Here is an 18,862-nt window from a genome sequence, read left to right as displayed (position 1 = left end):
TCCTATTGATATAGGTTCTTATCTTGATGATCTGGATTTTGACAGTGTTTTTTCAAGTGCAGATTTTGGATTTAATTTTGATCAGACAATTTCTGTACCTAGTGTAAGTGGATCTTCTACAAGTCAGATCGGTCTGGACTTTATGGAAGAGTTCCAGAGCACAATTGATAGTAATCTTTCTGCCAACGGTTTTACAATTGATACTTGTTATGAACCTGGTATTCAGACTGAACTTGAAACAAATCATGGTTCTATAGAAATTACTTCTGAAGCAGAAAAAATTTATTATCAGAGTGGTTCTGCCGTAGAAATTATTTTTACAAAAACAGATTCCACTGACTGTTCTGAAGATTTTGTTTTTAACGGAAAGGGTTTTATTTCTTCTGATGGAACAAATGAAGATTTAGGAAGCAGCGACTGGGTCAGCGTAAAAGACGGCGGAACAATTTCCATTCCTCTTGATACTGAAGATGGTTTACCTTCTACTTTCTATATTTGTCTTAAGGGAAGTTCTACTGGTGGTGAAGCTTTAGTTGCTCACAGTTATGAAGTTTCTATTGGACTGTCATCTGCTTCTGCTTTAAGCAAGGTTGAGAATGTTCAGAAAACTTCTTCTGAACTTGGAATTGATCCTGTTGAATTCAGTATGGAAGTTGATACTTCAGAAATGGAAGGGCTCTTTAATTCTGCGACAATAAGTGACGGCCAGATTGAACTTTATACAAGTACAGTTACCGGCTGGAGCGGTGTTGATACAGAAATTGAATTTACATTTGCAGGTAATACAATTTCTGGTACTGATATTACTGATGGTGCAAATGCAGCAACAACATTGTTTGATAAAGTTGCAGATATTTCCGGAACAACAATTACACCTTCTGCTACTGCAATTGAAATTGGCGGAACAGTTACTGTAGAAGTTTATGGGGCAACAATTGATTTTACGACAAATGTTTCTTCTCTTGAAATTAACTATGCCTACAAGATTTCTGAACTGTCAGACGTTGAAATTGATTTGACAAGTGACAAGTACAGCAGCATTCAGACAAGCTATTCATTAAGTACAGACGGAAGTGGAAACTCCATTGAGCTTACGGATCAGCTTACTCAGTATGTAAAGACAATTTCTTTTGGAACACAGTCAGGAAGTGCTTATTACAAACATGATTCTTCTGGAAGTCTTGATCCAAGTACAGAAGCAGAAGGACTTGGCTTTAAGTTTACTCTGGTAAATACTCTTGATACTGATGACCTTACGATAAATGTTGTTTCCAATGTGATGAATTACAACTTAAGTAAGTCACTTTCAAAGACTTCTGAAAGCGGAGAAAGTCAGACCTGGGTTCAGTATCCTACTGTTGATTTTACAACTCTTGATTCAACTCAGACAAATTATGTTGACTTCTCATTTGAGTTTGCCAGCACAACAATTACTCTTAATACTCTTACTCTTGGTCAGGATTATAAGCTTGCCCTTACATTTGAAGAGATGCTTTATGACTGGGATTCTGTTACATTGAATACAAGTGGTACGGCAATTGATGGAGAAAACAGTCTTGATAGTTTTGATCTTTCATCTTTACTTGAAGGACTTTCTCTTGATAGTGATTCAATTAAGAATATTAATATTGCAGCTTTGCCGGTATTCTTCTATGCACAGAAACCAACATCTTCCAATTCAAGTCTGACAGATATTCTTAATGCACTTTCAATTTCCGGAAACATCAGCATTGATTATACAACAACAGATTCTTCAGGAAACGCAAGCTCAGATTCAATTTATGTTTTAGGTTCATCTACAGAAGATGCAAACCTTAGCTTTATGTCTGATACTGTTCCGTGGCCGGATGACGTTTCTACAGTTATTGCCAGTGACCAAACAGCAGCACTGATTGCAGAAGAAGGAACCACTTACGACTCTGATGTAATTCCTTATATTACAGAAGGAAACACAGGCAAGTATAGTTTTACAACAGATCTTGCAGACGTAATAAATGCTTATCCTGAATCAATGACATTTAAATATTCACTGGGACTGGGAGCGACAGGTTCTGACACTGTAATTTATTCTGCAATGCTTTCTGATGTATCTTCCGGTTCAAGTGAGAGTACAACAAGCGATACAAGTATTAAGATTGATATGGCAATTGTACTTTCTTTTAATCTTGAATTAACAGGTGACATTGAAGTTGATATTATGTCCTTCTATTCTGATGACTGGGAAACTTCTGATGAAGACTTGTTAAATAGAGATGATGCCTCTACTTACGAAAAATATGCAGAGTATTGTGATGCCATAGATAGTTTTGCAATGTATTACACAATAGAAAACGGAATCTTTGACGGACTTGAACTGGCGGCAAATATTTCTGACGATACAACCGGTATTGATAAAGAAATAACTCTTGTTGAAGATACAACAAATGTGCTGTCTTTTACATCTGCAGAAATAGAAAAGATTCTTACTATGTATCCTTTCCATCCGTCTGCAAGTATGAGTCTTGTAGGTGGAACAGAAAGTTCACCAAAGAGTCTTACTATGTCACGTTCACAGATTGATTCTGAAGATGGTGCATATCTTGGCGCATCGGTTCAGCTTAAACTTGATTTGAGTAACCGTGCATACATTAATATTTGGGGGGACTAATTATGAAGAAAATATTTTCAATAATTTTGTTCAGCATAGTTTCCTCACTGGCAGCATTTGCTGAATTAAGACCAAGCCCCCGCTATCTTGATATTGGTACTGATCTTGATTTTAGTTTTTCTCAGAATACAGTTGGTCTTACTGAAATCATGGTAAAAAATCTTGAAGTGGATCTTACAGAAATGGCAGATGCCATGAGTGATGACGGTCTGGTTTTTGCCTTTGGAACAAATGCTAATATGTATGTAGATCTTAACCTTGGTGAAAATAAAGGTTTTGGTTTTTACCTTGGCTTTGATGGGGCAGGAAGATTCAGTACAGGTAAAGGGCTTTTTGAATTTCTTGGTTATGGAAATTCAGACGGCAGCATTGATACAAGCATGAGTGTTCAAAGTGAAATGTTCATAGACACTGGTGCAAAAATTAAAATGAAGACAGGAAAGTTTGGATGGACATTTAAGCCTTCTTATTACATTCCTGTTTATTACATGCCATACACCACAATGGATATGGAAGTTTCTACAAGTGAAGCCGGTTATACTTTAAAAGCTTATGGAAGTACAGACTTTGCTGTTTATTCAAACTTTGATTTGCGTAATGTCTTCGATGAAGATTTTAGCTATCTTGGTACTTCAGAGTTTATGTCTTCTTTAGGTGATGACATTACAACTATTTTGTCCAGTGGTGGTATTAGTTTTGGTGCAGAATGTGAGTATCAGCTTTTTAACACTTTATGTGTTGCAGCTTATACAGATATTCCGATTATTCCTGGCCGCTTAAGGTATAAGACTTCCGGTCATGCAACTCTTGAAGCAACTTTAGGTACTGTTCTTGATAGTGCAAGTTCAGATGAAGAACTTGAGAAGTCATGGTCAAAGGATGTTTCTCTTAATGATACAGAGGAATCTTCCTATAGTGTACGTAAGCCTCTCAGGTTTGGTACAGAAGCTGCATGGAGACCATTTGGTTCCTGGTGTACTTTCAGGCCTCTCTTAGGTGTAGCTTTCCGTAATCCATGGGGAGATGATTTTTCAAAAGAAGAAAGCATTTTCATGGAATATGAGTTACGTGCTGAGATGACAATTTTGTATTTCCTGAAATGTAATTTTGCAACTCTTTACCGTAATGAAGTATATGCCCAGCAGTTTGGTTTTGGACTGAACTTCCGTGTCTTTGAAATGAATGTAGATTTTGCAACCTGTGGTGCAGACTTTTCAAAGACCTGGTCTTTGTCCGGACTTGAAGCTCATGTTGGCTTAAGGTGTGGATTCTAAGTTTAGTATTAAAGTAATTACAATAGTTATTAAGATTTAAGTGCACTACTAAAATGGACAAATAATGTTCACTTTTAGTGGTGCATTTTTTTTACAGGTATAATTACAGACATAATTACAGGCATAGTATTGAGGAATTTTTAAAAATCATTCTATTAATAGAAGCGTACTTTTCATGTTTTATGTTTTTGATATATAATATGGGGTCATAATAATCTGTGTAAGGAAAATAAAATGAACAAGATTCTCGAAAAGAAGCAGCTTTCAGAAAATGTTTTTTACATTAAATTTGAAGCTCCTGACATTGCAAAAAATCGTAAAGCGGGTCAGTTTTTAATTGTAATGGTTGATCAGGATTTAACGGAACGTATTCCGCTTACAATTGCTGATGCAAATGCTGAAGAAGGTTGGGTTGCAATTGCTTTCCAGCCAGTTGGTGCTTCAACTTACAAACTTTCTAAGTTAAATGCAGGGGATTACCTTGGTGGCGTTCTTGGTCCACTTGGAACTCCATCTGAAATCAAAAAATATGATCGTCCTGTAGTATGTGTTGGTGGTGGTTTTGGTACAGCACCTCTCTATCCAATCGTTCAGGCTCTTAAAGAAGCAGGAAACAAAGTAATTCTTATCGAAGGTGCACGCACAAAGGATCTTCTGATTTTCGTTGACGAAATGAAGGCCGTTTGTGATGAAGTAATCATCTGTACTGATGATGGTTCAGCCGGAGAAAAATGTGTTACAACTGTTCCTCTTGAACGTCTTTGCCAGAGTGATGTTCCACCTGCAGAAGTTATTGCTATTGGACCTCCAATCATGATGAAATTCTGTGCTCTTACAACAAAGAAGTACAATGTTAAGACAACTGTTTCCCTCAATACAATTATGATTGACGGAACAGGTATGTGTGGTGGTTGCCGTGTCAGCGTTGGCGGAAAAACAAAGTTCGTTTGTGTAGACGGACCTGATTTTGATGCACACGAAGTTGACTGGGACAACATGATGATGCGTATGAAGAGCTTTAAGCCACAGGAAACTGAAGCTTTCCACAAATGCAAGTCAGGAATTTTTAACTAAGTTAATCTTAACATTTATTTATGAGCTTCCGGATATATTTCGGAAAGACGGAGAGTAAAATGTCAGAATACATTTCATCAGAAGAGCTCGCTAAAACTGGCGAAGCTGAATATAAAAAAATCCAGGAACTTGAATCAAAGGCTCCTCTTACAAATAAAGACCGCATGGCTATTCCTCAGCAGGAAATGCCTGTTGGTGAACCAAAAGTACGTGCACGTCAGATGTCAGAAGTTGCACTTGGCTACACAAAGGAACAGGCAATTGTAGAAGCTAACCGCTGTCTTCAGTGCAAAAACATGCCTTGTGTAAACGGATGTCCTGTTAACGTACGTATTCCAGAATTTATTGCACAGGTTGCTAAGGGTGAATTTAAAAAGGCTGTTGATATTATTAAGACAACTAACCTTCTTCCTGCAATTTGTGGTCGTGTTTGTCCTCAGGAAAAACAGTGCCAGGCTCAGTGTACTGTAGGTAAAGTTTACAAGAGTGCAGAAAAGGCTGTATGTATTGGTCGTCTTGAACGTTTTGTTGCTGATTACGAACGTGAAAACAATCTTACAACTAATCCTGAAATCGCTCCTTCAACAGGAAAGAAAGTTGCAATTATCGGTTCAGGACCAGCAGGTCTTACAGTTGCAGCAGACTGTCGTAAGGCAGGACATGACGTTACAGTATTTGAAGCTTTCCATAAAGCAGGTGGTGTAACAGTTTACGGTATTCCAGAATTCCGTCTTCCAAAATCAATTGTTCAGAATGAAGTTGCTAACCTTGAAAAGATGGGTGTTAAGTTTGAATACAACTATCTTGTTGGCCGTACATCTACAATTCAGCAGTTCCTTACAGAAAAGGGATTTGATGCAGCATTTGTAGGAACAGGTGCAGGTCTTCCAAAGTTCTTTGGTATTCCTGGTGAAAACTACATTGGTGTATTCTCTGCAAATGAATATCTTACACGTGCAAACCTTATGAAGGCTTACAAGAAGGGAGAAGCAGATACTCCTTACTATGAAGCAAAGACTGTTGTAGTTTGTGGTGGTGGTAACGTTGCAATGGATGCTGCACGTATGGCACTTCGTCTTGGTGCAGAAAAAGTTTATATTGTTTACCGTCGTACCCGTGCAGAAATGCCTGCCCGCCGTGAAGAAATTGCACATGCAGAAGAAGAAGGCGTAGAATTTAAGTTCCTTGAAAACCCGGTAGAAGTTCTTGGAAACGAAGAAGGACGTGTTACTGGTATTAAGGCTCTTTCTTATGAACTTGGTGAACCAGATGCTTCTGGCCGCCGTCGTCCTGTAGAAATTAAGGGTAGTGAACATGAAATTGCCTGTGATGCAGTAATTGTTGCTCTTGGTAATAACTCTAACCCTCTTATTCCTGCTACAACACCGGAAATCAAAGTTGATGATCACGGTCATATTACTGTTGATGAAAAACAGGAAACAAGCATGGCTAAAGTTTGGGCAGGTGGAGACATCGTTCTTGGTGCTGCAACTGTTATTCTTGCTATGGGTGAAGGCCGTAAGGCTGCTGCAAGTATTAATGAGTATCTTGCAAAATAAGTAAAAGTATTTTCCTTATTACATAAAAAAATCCTGCATTCTAAAACTGAATGAAGTCTGCTTCTAAATCAGTTAAAGGGTGCAGGATTTTTTTTGCGGTTTAAGTGCGTCGCCGCTTTAGTTTTATTGAATTTATTCTGTGATTACATCAATATTTGGATATTCAGAAAAATCAATTACAGCTGCAGGGTCAATTGCAACAGTTGCAGGTTTTACAATATGAACTCTTGCCTTTGGGTGAGCTTTTGCTGTCATTTTAGCACATTCAGAAACACAGTAATCGTAGCAGAGACCTGTTACGTAAACATCACATTCTTCATCTTTAGGTGCTTTTTTGTAAGAAAGAAGGTCTACGCCGTATTCTTCTACGGCTTTGTTTTCTCCCTTCATGATTTTAACAGTGTTTTTCTGATTATAAAGTGAAGTCAGTTTCCAGAAGATTTCTGAACCGGCAGTATTTTTTACACAGTGAGCTGGCCAGATTCCACCTTCTTCTTTAAAAGAGCAGTGATTTGCTGGATGATTGTCTCTTGTAAAGATGTAGGTATCAAACTTTTTTGACTCCATGAATTTTTCAAGATTTTCATATGCCTTTGACCAGTTGTCGTAACCAACAGCAAGACTTCCGTCAATAAAATCATTCTGTACATCAACAAATGCGAGAATATTTTTTTCTGCAAAAGCAGTTCCTGAAATTGCAAGGGCTGTAAGCATGCCCAATACGATTTGTTTCATAAAGACTCCTTGGTGAGATTTTTCACTGCGAATCTTTCTTGATAATCCGTGTTTAGTGCTGCACTAGACACAGTAACCGGATTGGCATTCTGACTCGATGATTATTAATTGTTTATAAGTTATCAACGAAATTAATTTTATGCAATCTGCTAACGGAATTTTTATTTAAAATATGAATTGCCTGCATTATAATTTTAAATGAGGAATACTTTTGGGAAGGTAATATGGAAAGAAGGATTTTATTTATTACAGATGAACCGAATTTTCTCGTAAAAGCTATGATTAAGTCGCTGGAAGATGCAAATTTTAAGGTGCAGGTTGCTGATCCTGATATGGTTGGTATTGCGCATATAGAAAATCTGCCTGAAATTTTTATGGTGTATCTTGATGGAAACCTGAATAAATTTAACGGCACCCTTGTTTATCTTAAAAAGCTTCTTACAGAAGATGGAAAGGAACGTATTCTTTACTTAATTGGAAATTCCATGGAACTGGAAGAGGCTTACCAGACACTTCCAAGAAATCTTGTTGCTTCTTCTTTTAAAAGGCCGGTAAATGTAAGGGAGATTCTTACAAAACTTAATATGCTGGTTGCTGATGATAAAGCATCTTCTACAGGAAAGAAAAAGATACTTGTTGTAGATGATGACAGTGTAACCCTTAGAACAATGAAGCTCTGGCTTTCTGTGGATTACGATGTTTACATTGTTAATTCCGGAATGAATGCCATAAAATTTTTAATGCAGACTCCTGTAGATTTAATTTTGCTTGATTATGAAATGCCGGTTGTTTCCGGTCTGCAGGTTTTTGAAATGCTTAAGTCTGATTTTAATACAAAAGATATACCGGTGATTTTTTTAACCGCTAAAGATGATAAAGAGACTGTAATGAAAGTTCTTGCAGCAAAACCAGAAAAATATCTTTTAAAATCAATGGAGCCTGATTTACTTGTTAAAGCAGTGAATGACTTTTTTAAAGGCAAATAAACAGCCGTAAGGAGTTGTTTATATGAAGACAGCAGAAAAAAATTATGCTGCAGATTTTCTTTTGCAGAATAAATATTTTAAAAGAACAATTCCTTTGACAACATTAATTTGTCTTGCCCTTTTATTACTTATAGAGCATGTTGGCAGGATGAATTTTTATCATCAGGGCTGGGTTGTTTACAGAATTACCTGTTACATTCAGGTTGTACCCGTAATCATACTGACTTCTTTATCCGGTTATGCAATGGGGGCAATGGTTGTCCTGATATTTTTTGTAATTGAAGCTCTGGCAATGCCGGGTATACCTTATCATGCTTTTGTTTTACTTCTTGCTTCTTTAATTTCTAATGTGCCTGTTGTTTACAGGTGGTATAAAAGTTTTTTAAAAACAGTGATTGCAATTTTTGTACTGGCAATTGTTACAGGATCAGGCTGGGCTCAGTTGTATGCAGTTCTTACAAATAAACCACTTAACTTTGCATATGAAATTATTTCATTGCATTTTTTTATTGCCCTGCCGCCTTCTTTATTTTTAGGAACCTTCTTCTATGTTTACTTTAATTTTCTGCCAAAAAAATTCCGGGAATATTTTTATACAGGTATTTATGAGTCTGATGATTATATTAAATTTACCCGTGTCATCAGGGAGAGAAAGGGAGAAGGTATCAGCTGGTTCATTTCCAGAATTATTTTTATAGAAGCTATTGTTTTGCTGCTGGCTGGTTTTTTAATTGCCACAGGACTTCTTGATGAAGTTGGACATTTTACCGACTGGGAAAAAGTTGTATTTTCCACACGACTTATAATTCTTATGATAATTATTGCAGCTCCGATTTTACTTTTTATTCAGTCCAGGGCAAGTTTAAGAATTTCCAAACCTTTAATTCTGATGTCCAAGGCAGTGGAAGATGCAAACAAATGTAAAATTTCTGAGCATAGCCTGATTCCAATCATAGATTTAAAGCAGGTAAAGATTCAATCAAAAGACGAAATTGGAATTTTATACGATGCTCTTGTGCAGGCTATAGAAAATACTCAGGGATATATTCGTAATATGGAAAAGGAAAAAATCCTGGAGACAAAACTTACAGTTGCTCAGGCGGCAAATAAAACCAAGTCCCATTTTTTATCCAGTATGTCCCATGAGATTCGTACACCTATAACTGCAATGCTGGGTTTTGATGAAATGATTATGAGGGAATCCAGTGAAGAAAAAATTAAAGAGTATGCAGCTGATATAAAAAATGCAGGGAGAACACTGCTTAGTCTTGTAAATGATATTCTTGATTTTTCTAAAATAGAAGCAGGCAAGCTTGAGATAATACCTGTAGAATACAGCTTCTGTTCCATGATTCAGGATTTACTGGGAATGGTTTCCAAAAGGGCAGAAGATAAAAAACTTATGCTTAATATTGAGATAGATAGGAATATTCCTCATTTATTGATTGGTGATGATGTAAGAATCAAGCAGTGTATTTTAAATATTTTAACAAATGCAATTAAATATACTCCTGCCGGCTCCGTTACTTTAAGCATTTCTTTTGAAAAGAAAAATAATGAATCCATAGCATTAACTGTTCATGTGATTGATACAGGAATTGGAATTAAAGAAGAAGATATTCCAAAACTCTTTGATTATTTTCAGAGGGTGGATGAAAAACGTAATAGAACTGTAGAAGGAACAGGTCTTGGTATTAGTATTGTACAAAGTCTTTTGACACAAATGAATTCAAGTTTGAATGTAATCAGTGATTATGGAAAGGGCAGTGACTTCTTTTTTGTTATAGAACAGAAAGTTGCTGACTGGACGGTTATAGGAAACTTTTGCGAAACTTATAAGACAGCAATTGAAAAAAGAAAGGTTTATAAAGAAAGTTTCCATGCACCAGAAGCAAGAGTGTTATTTACTGATGACACTGAATTAAATTTAAAAGTTATTGAAGGACTTCTTAAATCTACCAGGATAAAAATGGATTTTGCTCTGAGCGGAAAAGAAACTTTAGAGCTAGTTGAAAAAAATAAATACGATATTATTTTTCTTGATCACAGAATGCCGGAGATGGATGGTATAGAAACTCTTCAGGCACTAAAAGAAAAAAATAATAATTTGAATAAAGATGTTCCTGTAATTGCTTTAACTGCTAATGCAATTGCCGGTGCAAAAGAAAGTTATCTCGCTGCAGGATTTACGGATTATGTAACTAAGCCAGTAGAAGGAGAAAAACTGGAAGAAGTTCTATTAAAGTATCTGCCGGAAAATATTGTAACTCTTGTTCAGGATGAACAGGATGATGAAAAAGAAAAAACCATAAGTCAGGATATAAAAAATCTCCAGGGAATAAATCTGGAAGACGCTTTAAAATTTACCGGGTCAGAAGAAATTCTACGCCAGACATTAAAAGAGTTTTATAACACAATTGATTATAAGTCTGAAGAAATAAAATCTTCATTGGAAAGTAGAGATATAAAAAATTATACGGTATTGGTTCATGCATTAAAAAGTTCAGCAAGATTAATTGGTGCCGGTCAGCTGTCAGAAAAAGCAAGGGAGCTGGAAGAAGCAGGTGATAAAAATGATTTGGAAAAGATAAATTCACATACTCCGGATTTACTTGCTGCATATAAAAAATATAAGGAATACCTTTTACCTTTGTTTGCTGAAAATCATAATAAAGAAAAAATATCGCCGGAAGATTTTAAGGAAGCTGTAAAAAATCTTGAAGAATGTATTCAGGTGTATGATTCAGATACGGCAGATAATATTTTAAATATGCTTGATGAATATGAAGTACCGGAAGAATATGAAGAAGCTTTTAAAAAAATAAAGCGGGCAGTCTTTGATGCAGATTATGCCCGCTCTCTGGAATTGATTAACAATGCTGGGCTATCTGGGCGATCATCATAGCTGTATTTTCTACACCAACAAGGGAACTGTTTATCAGAAGATCATAATGGATACGGTTACCCCATGTTCTTTCTGTAAATGTGTTGTAATGATTGGCACGTCTTTTATCAATAAGCTTAACTTCTTTTTCTGCAGTTGCAGGATCAAGACCTTTCTGTTCAATAGCGCGCTTAACTTTATCTTCCATTGGAGCATAGATAAAAATGTTAAGAAGATTATCTGGATTAATTTCATCACAGTGACGGAGAATGTAATCGGAACAACGGCCTACAATAACACAAGGACCTTTTTTTGCAAGTTCAATAATAACTTTACGCTGGGCATTAAAAACCTGGTCGGCTAAAGGAACTGCAGGTGCCTGAGTACTCATGCCAAGACGGGAAGATGTTCCAGGGCTTGCGTAACTTGCACCAAGTAAAAGTGTATAAAGCCAGCCTGATGAAATATTTTGTTCAGTTTTTTGAATGAAGTCCGGAGAAAGGCCGGAATCTTTTGCAGACATATCAATGATTTCTTTGTCGTAAAAAGGTATGCCTAAAATCTCAGCTGTTTTTTGCCCGATAGTGTGTCCACCGGAACCATATTCGCGGCTTATAGTAATAATTTTATTCATAAAAACTCCTTTAAAGCCTTGGCGGCAGCCACGCGACAAGGAAGTCGCGGACAGCAGTTGCAGGCTTTAGATATATGTCGAATCAGACAAATAAATTTTAAAATAAAATTTTTTTCAATTAATTATAGCACATTTTTTTAATCAGATAAATTTTTTTCTTTTTTAAAAAAGTTTCAGAACCTGTAGGTGTATCCAAGGGAAACTTCAAACCATTCAAATGAAGCACCGCAGGTATCGTTACTGGAATTATATGTTCCGGTTTTACTGCCTACAGAATAAGCGGTTGAACCTTTTATTGTATCAATGCACATGAAGTTAGCTTTAACGAAGGCTGCATGATGGGCATTAAAATATTTTCCTACTGTGAGTCCTAGTTTATATCCGCTAAAAAATTCATGCATCGTATCATAGAAGTAATAATTAGTTGTGAGGTGAGAATCAAGAGACTGAACATAGATAAAAGGATTTACTGCACAAGAAAGCACAGTATAAAAATCCTGATGGAAATTTAAATTAAAAGAAAGACCCGCCCATGTTACATAAGAAATTCGTTCCAGCTGAATTACGTCTCCGGAAAAATCTGATGTATGAGAAAAGACAGGATCATTGTATGTATGCTTTGGAGAATCATTTTTGTTTTCATAACCATATTGTCCGCTGCCACCTTTTCCTGTAAAGCTAGAATAGGAATATTCAAATTCTGCAAATGGAGAAAGGGCAATAGAATTTATTTTTAATGCATTAAACGGTGCTGCAGAAAGATTATTAAATTCTATTGAATAAGAAAATTGTCCGCTGAAACCGTAATATAAATTTAAATGATTCGTGTGATTAGAATAATCGGTTTTTACACTATAGAGTTCTTCTGTCGGATCAAGAACATTAATGTTTTGCCAGTCAGAGTCATACATTTTTCCTGTATCAGACGGCAGTGCGATTTTTGCTCCTGCAGAAAGCATAAAGTTTTTATATTCCCCGGAAGCATTTAGATTAAAAAAATAAACCGGACTTTCTTCCCAGTCAAGCTGACTTAAAGTAACCATGTTTCCTGAAAGATTTTCTGTATAAACAAATTCCTTTTGTTCACCATAGCGGACTGTAAAAAAAGGAGAAAGCTCAAGGCTCCAGGGAGAAGTTTGAGCCTGGGAATTTTCCTGAGAAAAAAGCCTTGCAGCAGATAATAATACAGATATCAGAAAATACGATTTTTTCATTAATTACCTATATTTAAATTATATCACAAGATCTTGAGATTTACTAAAAAATCCTTATTGAGACTAATAATAATTAAAAGCTACTGTTTTAAGATAAAATTATTATTTATAATCAGGCCATGAGGAAGATTCGTATTCTTGATTTTGTCATTGTTGCAGCACTTATGGCAGCGGGAATATATTTAATTTTTAAAAACTCTTTAAAAAAAGGAAACACTGTTGTTGTTAAAGCCGGAGAAAATGAATACGAGTATTCAGCAAAGGCTGATGGAATTTATAAAGTGCATGGCCTTTTAGGAATTACCACTTTTGAAATTAAAGACAGGAAGGTTAGGATAATTGATTCACCCTGTCAAAACAAAAACTGTGTAAATCAGGGATGGCATTCACCTTTAGTTTGTCTGCCAAATGAAGTAATTATCACTATAGAAGATCAGGGAGAAGATTATGATGCAATTGCAGAGTAGAGAAAAAGTTGCATACCTTACTGCCCTTACACTTTTGTTTTCTTATGTAGAGATGATTCTTCCCCGGATTATTCCTTTTTTTAGACTTGGCCTTGGAAACATTGCCATACTTATGGCTTTAGGAATGCCCTTTTCTTCATTTATGCTTTTATCTTTGTTAAAGGCAACAGCTGCATCCTTAATGGGAGGAATTCTTTTTTCTCCATTTTATTTAGTGTCACTACTGCAAAGTTTTTTTAGCGCCCTTGTTATGTATGGAATATTTTTACTGAATAAAAAATGTAAAGATAAATTAATTTCTGTTTACGGAATTTCTGTAACTGGCTCTGCGGTAAGTGCCCTGGTTCAGATAATAAGCTGTGCATTTTATCTAGGAGAAGGAACTTATGTTCTTCTTGGACCAATGCTTATTTTTAACACCGCCAGCGGAATTATAACAGCTTATATCAGTACAAAAATCTCCGGGGAAATAAAATCAGACAGTCTTGAAAAAATTTTAAGGACCGAAAGCAGTAAAAGAGTAAATGACGAAAATAAGAATCATTCCTTTAGTCAGATACTTTATCTCTTTGTGTTACTTGTCTTTTCTGCTTCCTTATTTTTTATCGACAACATTTATATTTTAATTGCAGCCTTAGTTATAAGTTTTATTGCACAAAAAATTTCCGGCAGAAAAATTTTATTACTTCCTCATTTGTCATTATGGATTTTTATTTTCCTTTCTACATTAGTAATACCTGAAGGCAGGGTAGTATTCAGAATCTGGAATTTCGGAATAACTCAGGGAGCCTTAATCACTGCTCTTGAAAAATCACTTAGACTGTCAGCGGTAAGTGCATTAAGTCAGTGTGCAGTAAGTTTAAAACCTTCAGAAGAATCACTCCTGGGATTAATCCTTGCATATTACCGGACATTAAGTGAAAGCTTTAGAAATTCTTCCGGTAATATTTTTAGTAGGGTCAAAATCACCTTGTGCAAATAATTTAAAAAACAAGCTTCTTATTGAGAATAATTCCATTTTAGATTGACCTGTTATTTAATCTTAAGCTATTTTTAATCAGTGTTAGTCCGGGCTAACTAAATTAAAAACAGGAGATCTTATGAAAAGATTACTTCTCTCTTTACTTGCCCTTTCTATGGCAATGACTGGTTTTCTTACAAGCTGCTCTGATAGTGATGATAATAATTCAAATGACAGCAGTGTCTATGCACTTGTAAATATTCCTTTTGCAGATTTCTTCTCTGCAGAAACAAGTGATGGTGAATACGATGCCTATTCATCTGCAACTGTTAAAGCTGCAACTGGAGCAATGACTTATGGTGTTTATCATAGTCAGACAACTCCATCAGAAGCAACACTTAGTGGCATTACCTGCCCTGTAAAAATTTCAAAAGATGAATTTGAAGTTCTTAAAGCAATTGGTAGTGAAGTTACAGACTCTTCAGAAAGTGTTGATATTACAACAAGTGGAAGAGGCGGAACAAGCACTGTACGTTATTCTGGAAAACAGACATTGTTCCAGAATGATGATTACAGCTATTACGTTCTCGATTCAGAACCTTCTTATTATAAAGAAATTTCTTGTACAGAAAATGGTGTTGAAATCAGTGCAATCAAAGGAAATACAAAAACTCTTGATAAACTGTACGTAACAATTGATGCTGGAGAAGCTCATCATTATTTCTCACCTGCAATTACTATGTATGTTGCAGACAGTGACAATGCAAGTGTTACCGGTGCTGTAAAGAAACTTGTATTTGATAATGGTGACACAGCATATTCAGTTACAACTGGAGATGATTCAAGTGAAGTTCTTACAGAAACATCTTTAAATGCACTTAAGACAATAATTGCAACAGACACTGATGGAAAAACATACGGACTTACTCATCTTGAAAATATGTTCTGGAGAAAGAGTCAGATGGGATTCCAGGCTCCGGCAGATGAAGATGAAACAAAGAACCTTTATCCTCAGCATGAACTTGTTGGAAAAACAATTAAGGAACTTAAGTTTGTAACAGAAACAGAAGTATATGTTGTTTCTGATTTTGAAGTAGGTACTGTAGAAACCACTGATGGCGTAACAGTATTTACAGCTGCAGAAGATCCATCGTTTACAATTCCAAATCTTCAGGCAACTGAAAATAAAAGAAAATAAAAAATAATAAATTAAAAATATAAAAATAAAAAACTCCTGAAAGTGTAAAGAAAAAAATCACTTTCAGGAGTTCATTTTAAAATAGTTTATGGAATTTAAAAATTAATTTTCTTCTGCTAAAGGATCAACCTTAAAAATCTTTAAAAGCTGTTTACGCAACGCATCCATATCTTTCTGATAAGGTGCAGTAAAAGTCATAAGCTCACCAGTCTTTGGATGTGCAACTTCAAGCTTGTAAGCATGAAGGGCAAGACGACTAAGCAAAGGTCTTTCTTCTTCAACATCACCATTGTAACGGCGCTTAAAATCACTAAGACGAACAGGTTTTTGATTTCCGGAATACAATGGATCACAAACGATATCATAACCATTTGCATGAAGATGAACACGAATCTGATGTGTTCTACCTGTATGAGGCTTAGCTTCAATCCAGGAATATTCACTACAGGAACCAAGCAATTTAAAATCAGTCACAGAAGGCTTACCAAATTTTTTATTCACCACAGTACGATGCCTGTCATCACCATCAGGCTGAAGAGGAAGTGTAACATGCAAATCATCCCACATAGGACGACCATGAACAAGACAATGATATGTCTTCTGAACCTGGCGATTTTCAAAAGCCATAGAAAGTGCCTTATGTGATTCTGCATTACGAGCATAAATAACAAGACCACTGGTATCTTTATCAATACGATGAACCGCAAAAAGCGTACCGAATTCTTTTTCTGCCTCAACATCAAGACGAGGCGCATCAGCATCATAACGGTCAGCTGCAACCAGAAGCCCTGAACGCTTGTTAAGCACAACAATATCATCGTCCGAATAAACAGTTGTAAAATCTGCAATTTGTTTCATAAATAAAATTATAGTAGAAGATTATTTAAAATGAAATAGTCACAATTTATGATTTTACGGAGCAGCATAAAGAATGCACCCTGACAATAAAAAAAACAAAGAACTCCATTTTTATCTCAACCGGCTTTCCGTGGTTCCGCTGCCGCTACATTTTTCCGCTCCGCTCCAAAACACAAGTGCCACTACAATCCGGGCTGGTATGTAAATGGAGGACAACAAAAACATGCTTTGTGTTATAATTGCATCATGTCAAAAAAATCAGGAGGTATGAATACTCCATATCGCTCTGATGGAAAACCTCAGAGTTTAGCATGTCAGATTCCAGAGCTTAATAATTTTCAGGAGATTATGAATATTCTGCATGAGTTTGATATGCATGGAGGAGAGCCAAAAGAAACTGATAAATTTAAGGAATGGAAAGCTGGAGATAAAATAAAAATAATAATAAGAGATCCATTACCAATAGGAGAATAATCATGAAAAAGAATGTTTTATTTTTGTTATTTATAGTGAATTTATTTTTTTTGCAGGCTGAAACTTTTCAGAAAATAGATATGAAAGATTTTACGCTTGAAGGTAAATCATATGCTGTTGATCAGGAAAATACTATGGATCATAGCATCAGATTTAAAGATTATACTATGTTTTTCATTGATTATGAAAAAGGAAAAAAATCTGAAAACTATATCATTGGAAGTTACAAATATAGAGAAAGAAAGGATGGCGGCCTAACTTTTCTTGATTTAGAAAATGGAACAACTTATCTTTGCATAGCATCTGATGACGTTTTACTTCTCTATAAACAAAATAAAAAAGAACCTGAATATTTTGGGTATTATACAATTAGAGGTTATGAGGCTTTACGTCTTCCTAATAAATTATGTTTTGAGGCAAGTACATATTTAAAAGAAAAAAATAAAGAATATTCTGCAGAAAATATTGGAACATGGGATTTGGAAACTCCATGGGTAGAAAATGTAAAAGGAAACGGGATTGGTCAGAAAGTAACATTTGGAATCGACGATAGTGTTATTTACATAATGACAGGATACATATCCTATGAAAAACCATATCTCTATAAAGAAAATTCACGACCAAAAAAAATTAAGCTTACATTTCTTGATGTGAGTAAGGAACCGATGATAATAGAACTTGAAGATACGCCCGCCCCTCAAAAAATTACTTTAGGAGAAAGAATAGAAAGTAATGTAGAACTGGAAATTCTTGAAGTCTATGAAGGAACAAAATATCAGGATACATGTATCAATACAATATTTTTTAGAGTTTATTAACTATTCCCATCAACAGCAATTTGTACCACTATGCTGGGAACAATCCGGTTAAGTATGTGGACCCGGATGGGAATGAGCAGACCGATGCTCAAAAGAAACAGAGGAATTATATGAATAACATTAAATATATTATGTCAGGTATATCTTTTTTAATTGTCGGTTTTATATTTTTAAGATCCACAGTTTGTAAATCAAAAATAATTAATAGCAAAAGAAGAATAATGCTTAAAGCTTGTTCAGTTTTTTTAATTATTATTGGTCTCGGAATGATTATATGCGTTTTTGTTCTCAATGATTATAAATGGAACAAAATGAATGATGACTGGTATTATTGTTTAGATAAGCATGAACAAATAAATGTTGTAATGCTTGATGTGAATATGCTGAAAAATGAAGATTTCATTATGTATCAAAAAGACACTCTTGAAAAAAAAGGATATTGTATTGATGAAAGAAAAATTACAGAAAATGAAATATCTCGAATAAAAAAATATGCAAAATCTTTTTATTCAAAAAGTGATGCTTCATGTGATTTAATGATTTATACCGTATCTATTCATGAAAATAAAGTAAACCAGAAACAGTTTTTTGTAAAAAATAATTCCGGTAAAATTGAAGTACTGGATCTTTACATTTCAGCTGTTCTGCAAAACAAGAAATAAAGACTATAATTTTTTTTAATTTACAAAGCAACATCTTTCTTCTATTATAATCAGAAGATTTGAAACTAGTTCTTTGAAAATAGTCACACGGATATTAAAAAAAGAAAAATCGTTAGATTTTTCGAACCCGTGTGGCAAAAAATTGCGATTGAAGACAGAAATAGCGGGTGGCACAGACCAGTCCTGCCCCGTCCTGGAGTTGTGGCTGGACAGGGCATACAGCAACTATTATAGGAAAAGGAAGAAATTACTTGATAACTTTGGAATTTCACGAAGACGGAAAAGATCCAACTATAAATAAAATATTTTTGCCATACTCAATCCACTTATCCGCATGCAACGGCATGATGCAAAACAGACATATTAAAAATGCATAGAATGATTTTTTTAATTCCATGATGCGCCTCCTTCTAGTTT

The 18,862-nt window shown here is 35.3% G+C and carries 16 protein-coding genes; 12 read left to right on the top strand and 4 right to left on the bottom strand.

All coding sequences use genetic code 11. The features are described 5' to 3' along the window. The 4 genes from K6D58_RS09910 to gltA all read left to right on the top strand — a co-directional run. Nucleotides 1-2,647: hypothetical protein (locus K6D58_RS09910; RefSeq protein ID WP_296830232.1), on the top strand; the 2,647-nt coding region annotated here is incomplete at its 5' end. A gap of 2 nt (nucleotides 2,648-2,649) precedes the next feature. Further along, complete coding sequence (locus K6D58_RS09905) at nucleotides 2,650-3,921, top strand: hypothetical protein (protein ID WP_296830231.1); 1,272 nt, start codon at nucleotides 2,650-2,652, stop codon at nucleotides 3,919-3,921. 234 nt (nucleotides 3,922-4,155) lie between these two features. Then, the gene (locus tag K6D58_RS09900; RefSeq protein ID WP_296830230.1) at nucleotides 4,156-4,995 is read left to right on the top strand and encodes a sulfide/dihydroorotate dehydrogenase-like FAD/NAD-binding protein; all 840 of its coding nucleotides are present in this window, start codon (nucleotides 4,156-4,158) and stop codon (nucleotides 4,993-4,995) included. 59 nt (nucleotides 4,996-5,054) lie between these two features. Beyond that, nucleotides 5,055-6,554: an NADPH-dependent glutamate synthase gene (gene gltA, locus K6D58_RS09895; protein WP_296830228.1), complete on the top strand. Its 1,500-nt coding sequence runs from the start codon at nucleotides 5,055-5,057 to the stop codon at nucleotides 6,552-6,554. 132 nt (nucleotides 6,555-6,686) lie between these two features. On the opposite strand, the gene K6D58_RS09890 is transcribed toward gltA, so the two are convergent. Beyond that, the gene (locus K6D58_RS09890; protein WP_296830227.1) at nucleotides 6,687-7,289 is read right to left on the bottom strand and encodes an isochorismatase family protein; all 603 of its coding nucleotides are present in this window, start codon (nucleotides 7,287-7,289) and stop codon (nucleotides 6,687-6,689) included. A 224-nt stretch (nucleotides 7,290-7,513) separates the two neighbouring features. Between K6D58_RS09890 and K6D58_RS09885 the strand changes: the two genes are divergently transcribed. Next, on the top strand, nucleotides 7,514-8,275 hold the full coding sequence (locus tag K6D58_RS09885) for a response regulator (RefSeq protein ID WP_296830225.1): 762 nt from the start codon (nucleotides 7,514-7,516) through the stop codon (nucleotides 8,273-8,275). 22 nt (nucleotides 8,276-8,297) lie between these two features. Next, nucleotides 8,298-11,180 (top strand): ATP-binding protein, encoded by a 2,883-nt coding sequence (locus K6D58_RS09880; RefSeq protein WP_296830223.1) that lies wholly within the window; start codon nucleotides 8,298-8,300, stop codon nucleotides 11,178-11,180. Here K6D58_RS09880 and K6D58_RS09875 read toward each other — a convergent pair. Together K6D58_RS09875 and K6D58_RS09870 are read right to left on the bottom strand one after the other, a co-directional pair. Further along, a complete protein-coding gene (locus tag K6D58_RS09875) occupies nucleotides 11,146-11,793 on the bottom strand; it encodes a cytidylate kinase-like family protein (RefSeq protein ID WP_296830221.1) in 648 nt (215 codons plus the stop codon). The genes K6D58_RS09880 and K6D58_RS09875 overlap by 35 nt on opposite strands. Before the next feature lie 173 nt (nucleotides 11,794-11,966). Beyond that, nucleotides 11,967-13,007, bottom strand: coding sequence for an omptin family outer membrane protease (locus K6D58_RS09870; protein ID WP_296830220.1), 1,041 nt, complete (start codon nucleotides 13,005-13,007; stop codon nucleotides 11,967-11,969). Between the two features lie 119 nt (nucleotides 13,008-13,126). Here K6D58_RS09870 and K6D58_RS09865 point away from each other — a divergent pair, with 119 nt between their 5' ends. The 3 genes from K6D58_RS09865 (at nucleotide 13,127) to K6D58_RS09855 (ending at nucleotide 15,633) form a co-directional block, all read left to right on the top strand. Further along, entirely contained in the window at nucleotides 13,127-13,474 is a 348-nt protein-coding gene (locus K6D58_RS09865; protein WP_296830218.1) for a NusG domain II-containing protein, read from the top strand. Then, nucleotides 13,455-14,456, top strand: a complete 1,002-nt coding sequence (locus K6D58_RS09860) for a Gx transporter family protein (protein WP_296830217.1) — start codon at nucleotides 13,455-13,457, stop codon at nucleotides 14,454-14,456. The genes K6D58_RS09865 and K6D58_RS09860 overlap by 20 nt, the downstream gene beginning before the upstream one ends. Before the next feature lie 118 nt (nucleotides 14,457-14,574). Continuing rightward, nucleotides 14,575-15,633, top strand: a complete 1,059-nt coding sequence (locus K6D58_RS09855; protein WP_296830216.1) for a hypothetical protein — start codon at nucleotides 14,575-14,577, stop codon at nucleotides 15,631-15,633. Nucleotides 15,634-15,735: 102 nt separating this feature from the next. On the opposite strand, the gene K6D58_RS09850 is transcribed toward K6D58_RS09855, so the two are convergent. Further along, nucleotides 15,736-16,491, bottom strand: coding sequence for an RluA family pseudouridine synthase (locus tag K6D58_RS09850; RefSeq protein WP_296830214.1), 756 nt, complete (start codon nucleotides 16,489-16,491; stop codon nucleotides 15,736-15,738). Nucleotides 16,492-16,737: 246 nt separating this feature from the next. Here K6D58_RS09850 and K6D58_RS09845 point away from each other — a divergent pair, with 246 nt between their 5' ends. The 3 genes from K6D58_RS09845 to K6D58_RS09835 all read left to right on the top strand — a co-directional run bounded on the left by K6D58_RS09845 (nucleotide 16,738) and on the right by K6D58_RS09835 (nucleotide 18,445). After that, nucleotides 16,738-16,965 (top strand): hypothetical protein, encoded by a 228-nt coding sequence (locus K6D58_RS09845; protein ID WP_296830213.1) that lies wholly within the window; start codon nucleotides 16,738-16,740, stop codon nucleotides 16,963-16,965. 2 nt (nucleotides 16,966-16,967) lie between these two features. After that, nucleotides 16,968-17,783 carry an NADase-type glycan-binding domain-containing protein gene (locus tag K6D58_RS09840; RefSeq protein ID WP_296830211.1) on the top strand — a complete coding sequence of 272 codons (816 nt, stop codon included), beginning with the start codon at nucleotides 16,968-16,970 and terminating at the stop codon, nucleotides 17,781-17,783. Between the two features lie 110 nt (nucleotides 17,784-17,893). After that, nucleotides 17,894-18,445 carry a hypothetical protein gene (locus tag K6D58_RS09835; RefSeq protein ID WP_296830209.1) on the top strand — a complete coding sequence of 184 codons (552 nt, stop codon included), beginning with the start codon at nucleotides 17,894-17,896 and terminating at the stop codon, nucleotides 18,443-18,445. Nucleotides 18,446-18,862: the final 417 nt, after the last annotated feature.

Source organism: Treponema sp., assembly GCF_024696245.1.
Classification (GTDB): domain Bacteria; phylum Spirochaetota; class Spirochaetia; order Treponematales; family Treponemataceae; genus Treponema_D.
Note: the sequence above shows the minus strand (reverse complement) of the source record. Positions and strands in the feature narration are given on the sequence as shown.

Excerpts from the sequence above, each read along its gene's own strand:
- K6D58_RS09905 (WP_296830231.1), top strand. The coding sequence starts at position 2,650 with ATGAAGAAAATATTTTCAATAATTTTGTTCAGCATAGTTTCCTCACTG.
- K6D58_RS09900 (WP_296830230.1), top strand. The coding sequence starts at position 4,156 with ATGAACAAGATTCTCGAAAAGAAGCAGCTTTCAGAAAATGTTTTTTAC.
- gltA (WP_296830228.1), top strand. The coding sequence starts at position 5,055 with ATGTCAGAATACATTTCATCAGAAGAGCTCGCTAAAACTGGCGAAGCT.
- K6D58_RS09890 (WP_296830227.1), bottom strand. The coding sequence starts at position 7,289 with ATGAAACAAATCGTATTGGGCATGCTTACAGCCCTTGCAATTTCAGGA.
- K6D58_RS09885 (WP_296830225.1), top strand. The coding sequence starts at position 7,514 with ATGGAAAGAAGGATTTTATTTATTACAGATGAACCGAATTTTCTCGTA.
- K6D58_RS09880 (WP_296830223.1), top strand. The coding sequence starts at position 8,298 with ATGAAGACAGCAGAAAAAAATTATGCTGCAGATTTTCTTTTGCAGAAT.
- K6D58_RS09875 (WP_296830221.1), bottom strand. The coding sequence starts at position 11,793 with ATGAATAAAATTATTACTATAAGCCGCGAATATGGTTCCGGTGGACAC.
- K6D58_RS09870 (WP_296830220.1), bottom strand. The coding sequence starts at position 13,007 with ATGAAAAAATCGTATTTTCTGATATCTGTATTATTATCTGCTGCAAGG.
- K6D58_RS09865 (WP_296830218.1), top strand. The coding sequence starts at position 13,127 with ATGAGGAAGATTCGTATTCTTGATTTTGTCATTGTTGCAGCACTTATG.
- K6D58_RS09860 (WP_296830217.1), top strand. The coding sequence starts at position 13,455 with ATGATGCAATTGCAGAGTAGAGAAAAAGTTGCATACCTTACTGCCCTT.
- K6D58_RS09855 (WP_296830216.1), top strand. The coding sequence starts at position 14,575 with ATGAAAAGATTACTTCTCTCTTTACTTGCCCTTTCTATGGCAATGACT.
- K6D58_RS09850 (WP_296830214.1), bottom strand. The coding sequence starts at position 16,491 with ATGAAACAAATTGCAGATTTTACAACTGTTTATTCGGACGATGATATT.
- K6D58_RS09845 (WP_296830213.1), top strand. The coding sequence starts at position 16,738 with ATGTCAAAAAAATCAGGAGGTATGAATACTCCATATCGCTCTGATGGA.
- K6D58_RS09840 (WP_296830211.1), top strand. The coding sequence starts at position 16,968 with ATGAAAAAGAATGTTTTATTTTTGTTATTTATAGTGAATTTATTTTTT.
- K6D58_RS09835 (WP_296830209.1), top strand. The coding sequence starts at position 17,894 with ATGAATAACATTAAATATATTATGTCAGGTATATCTTTTTTAATTGTC.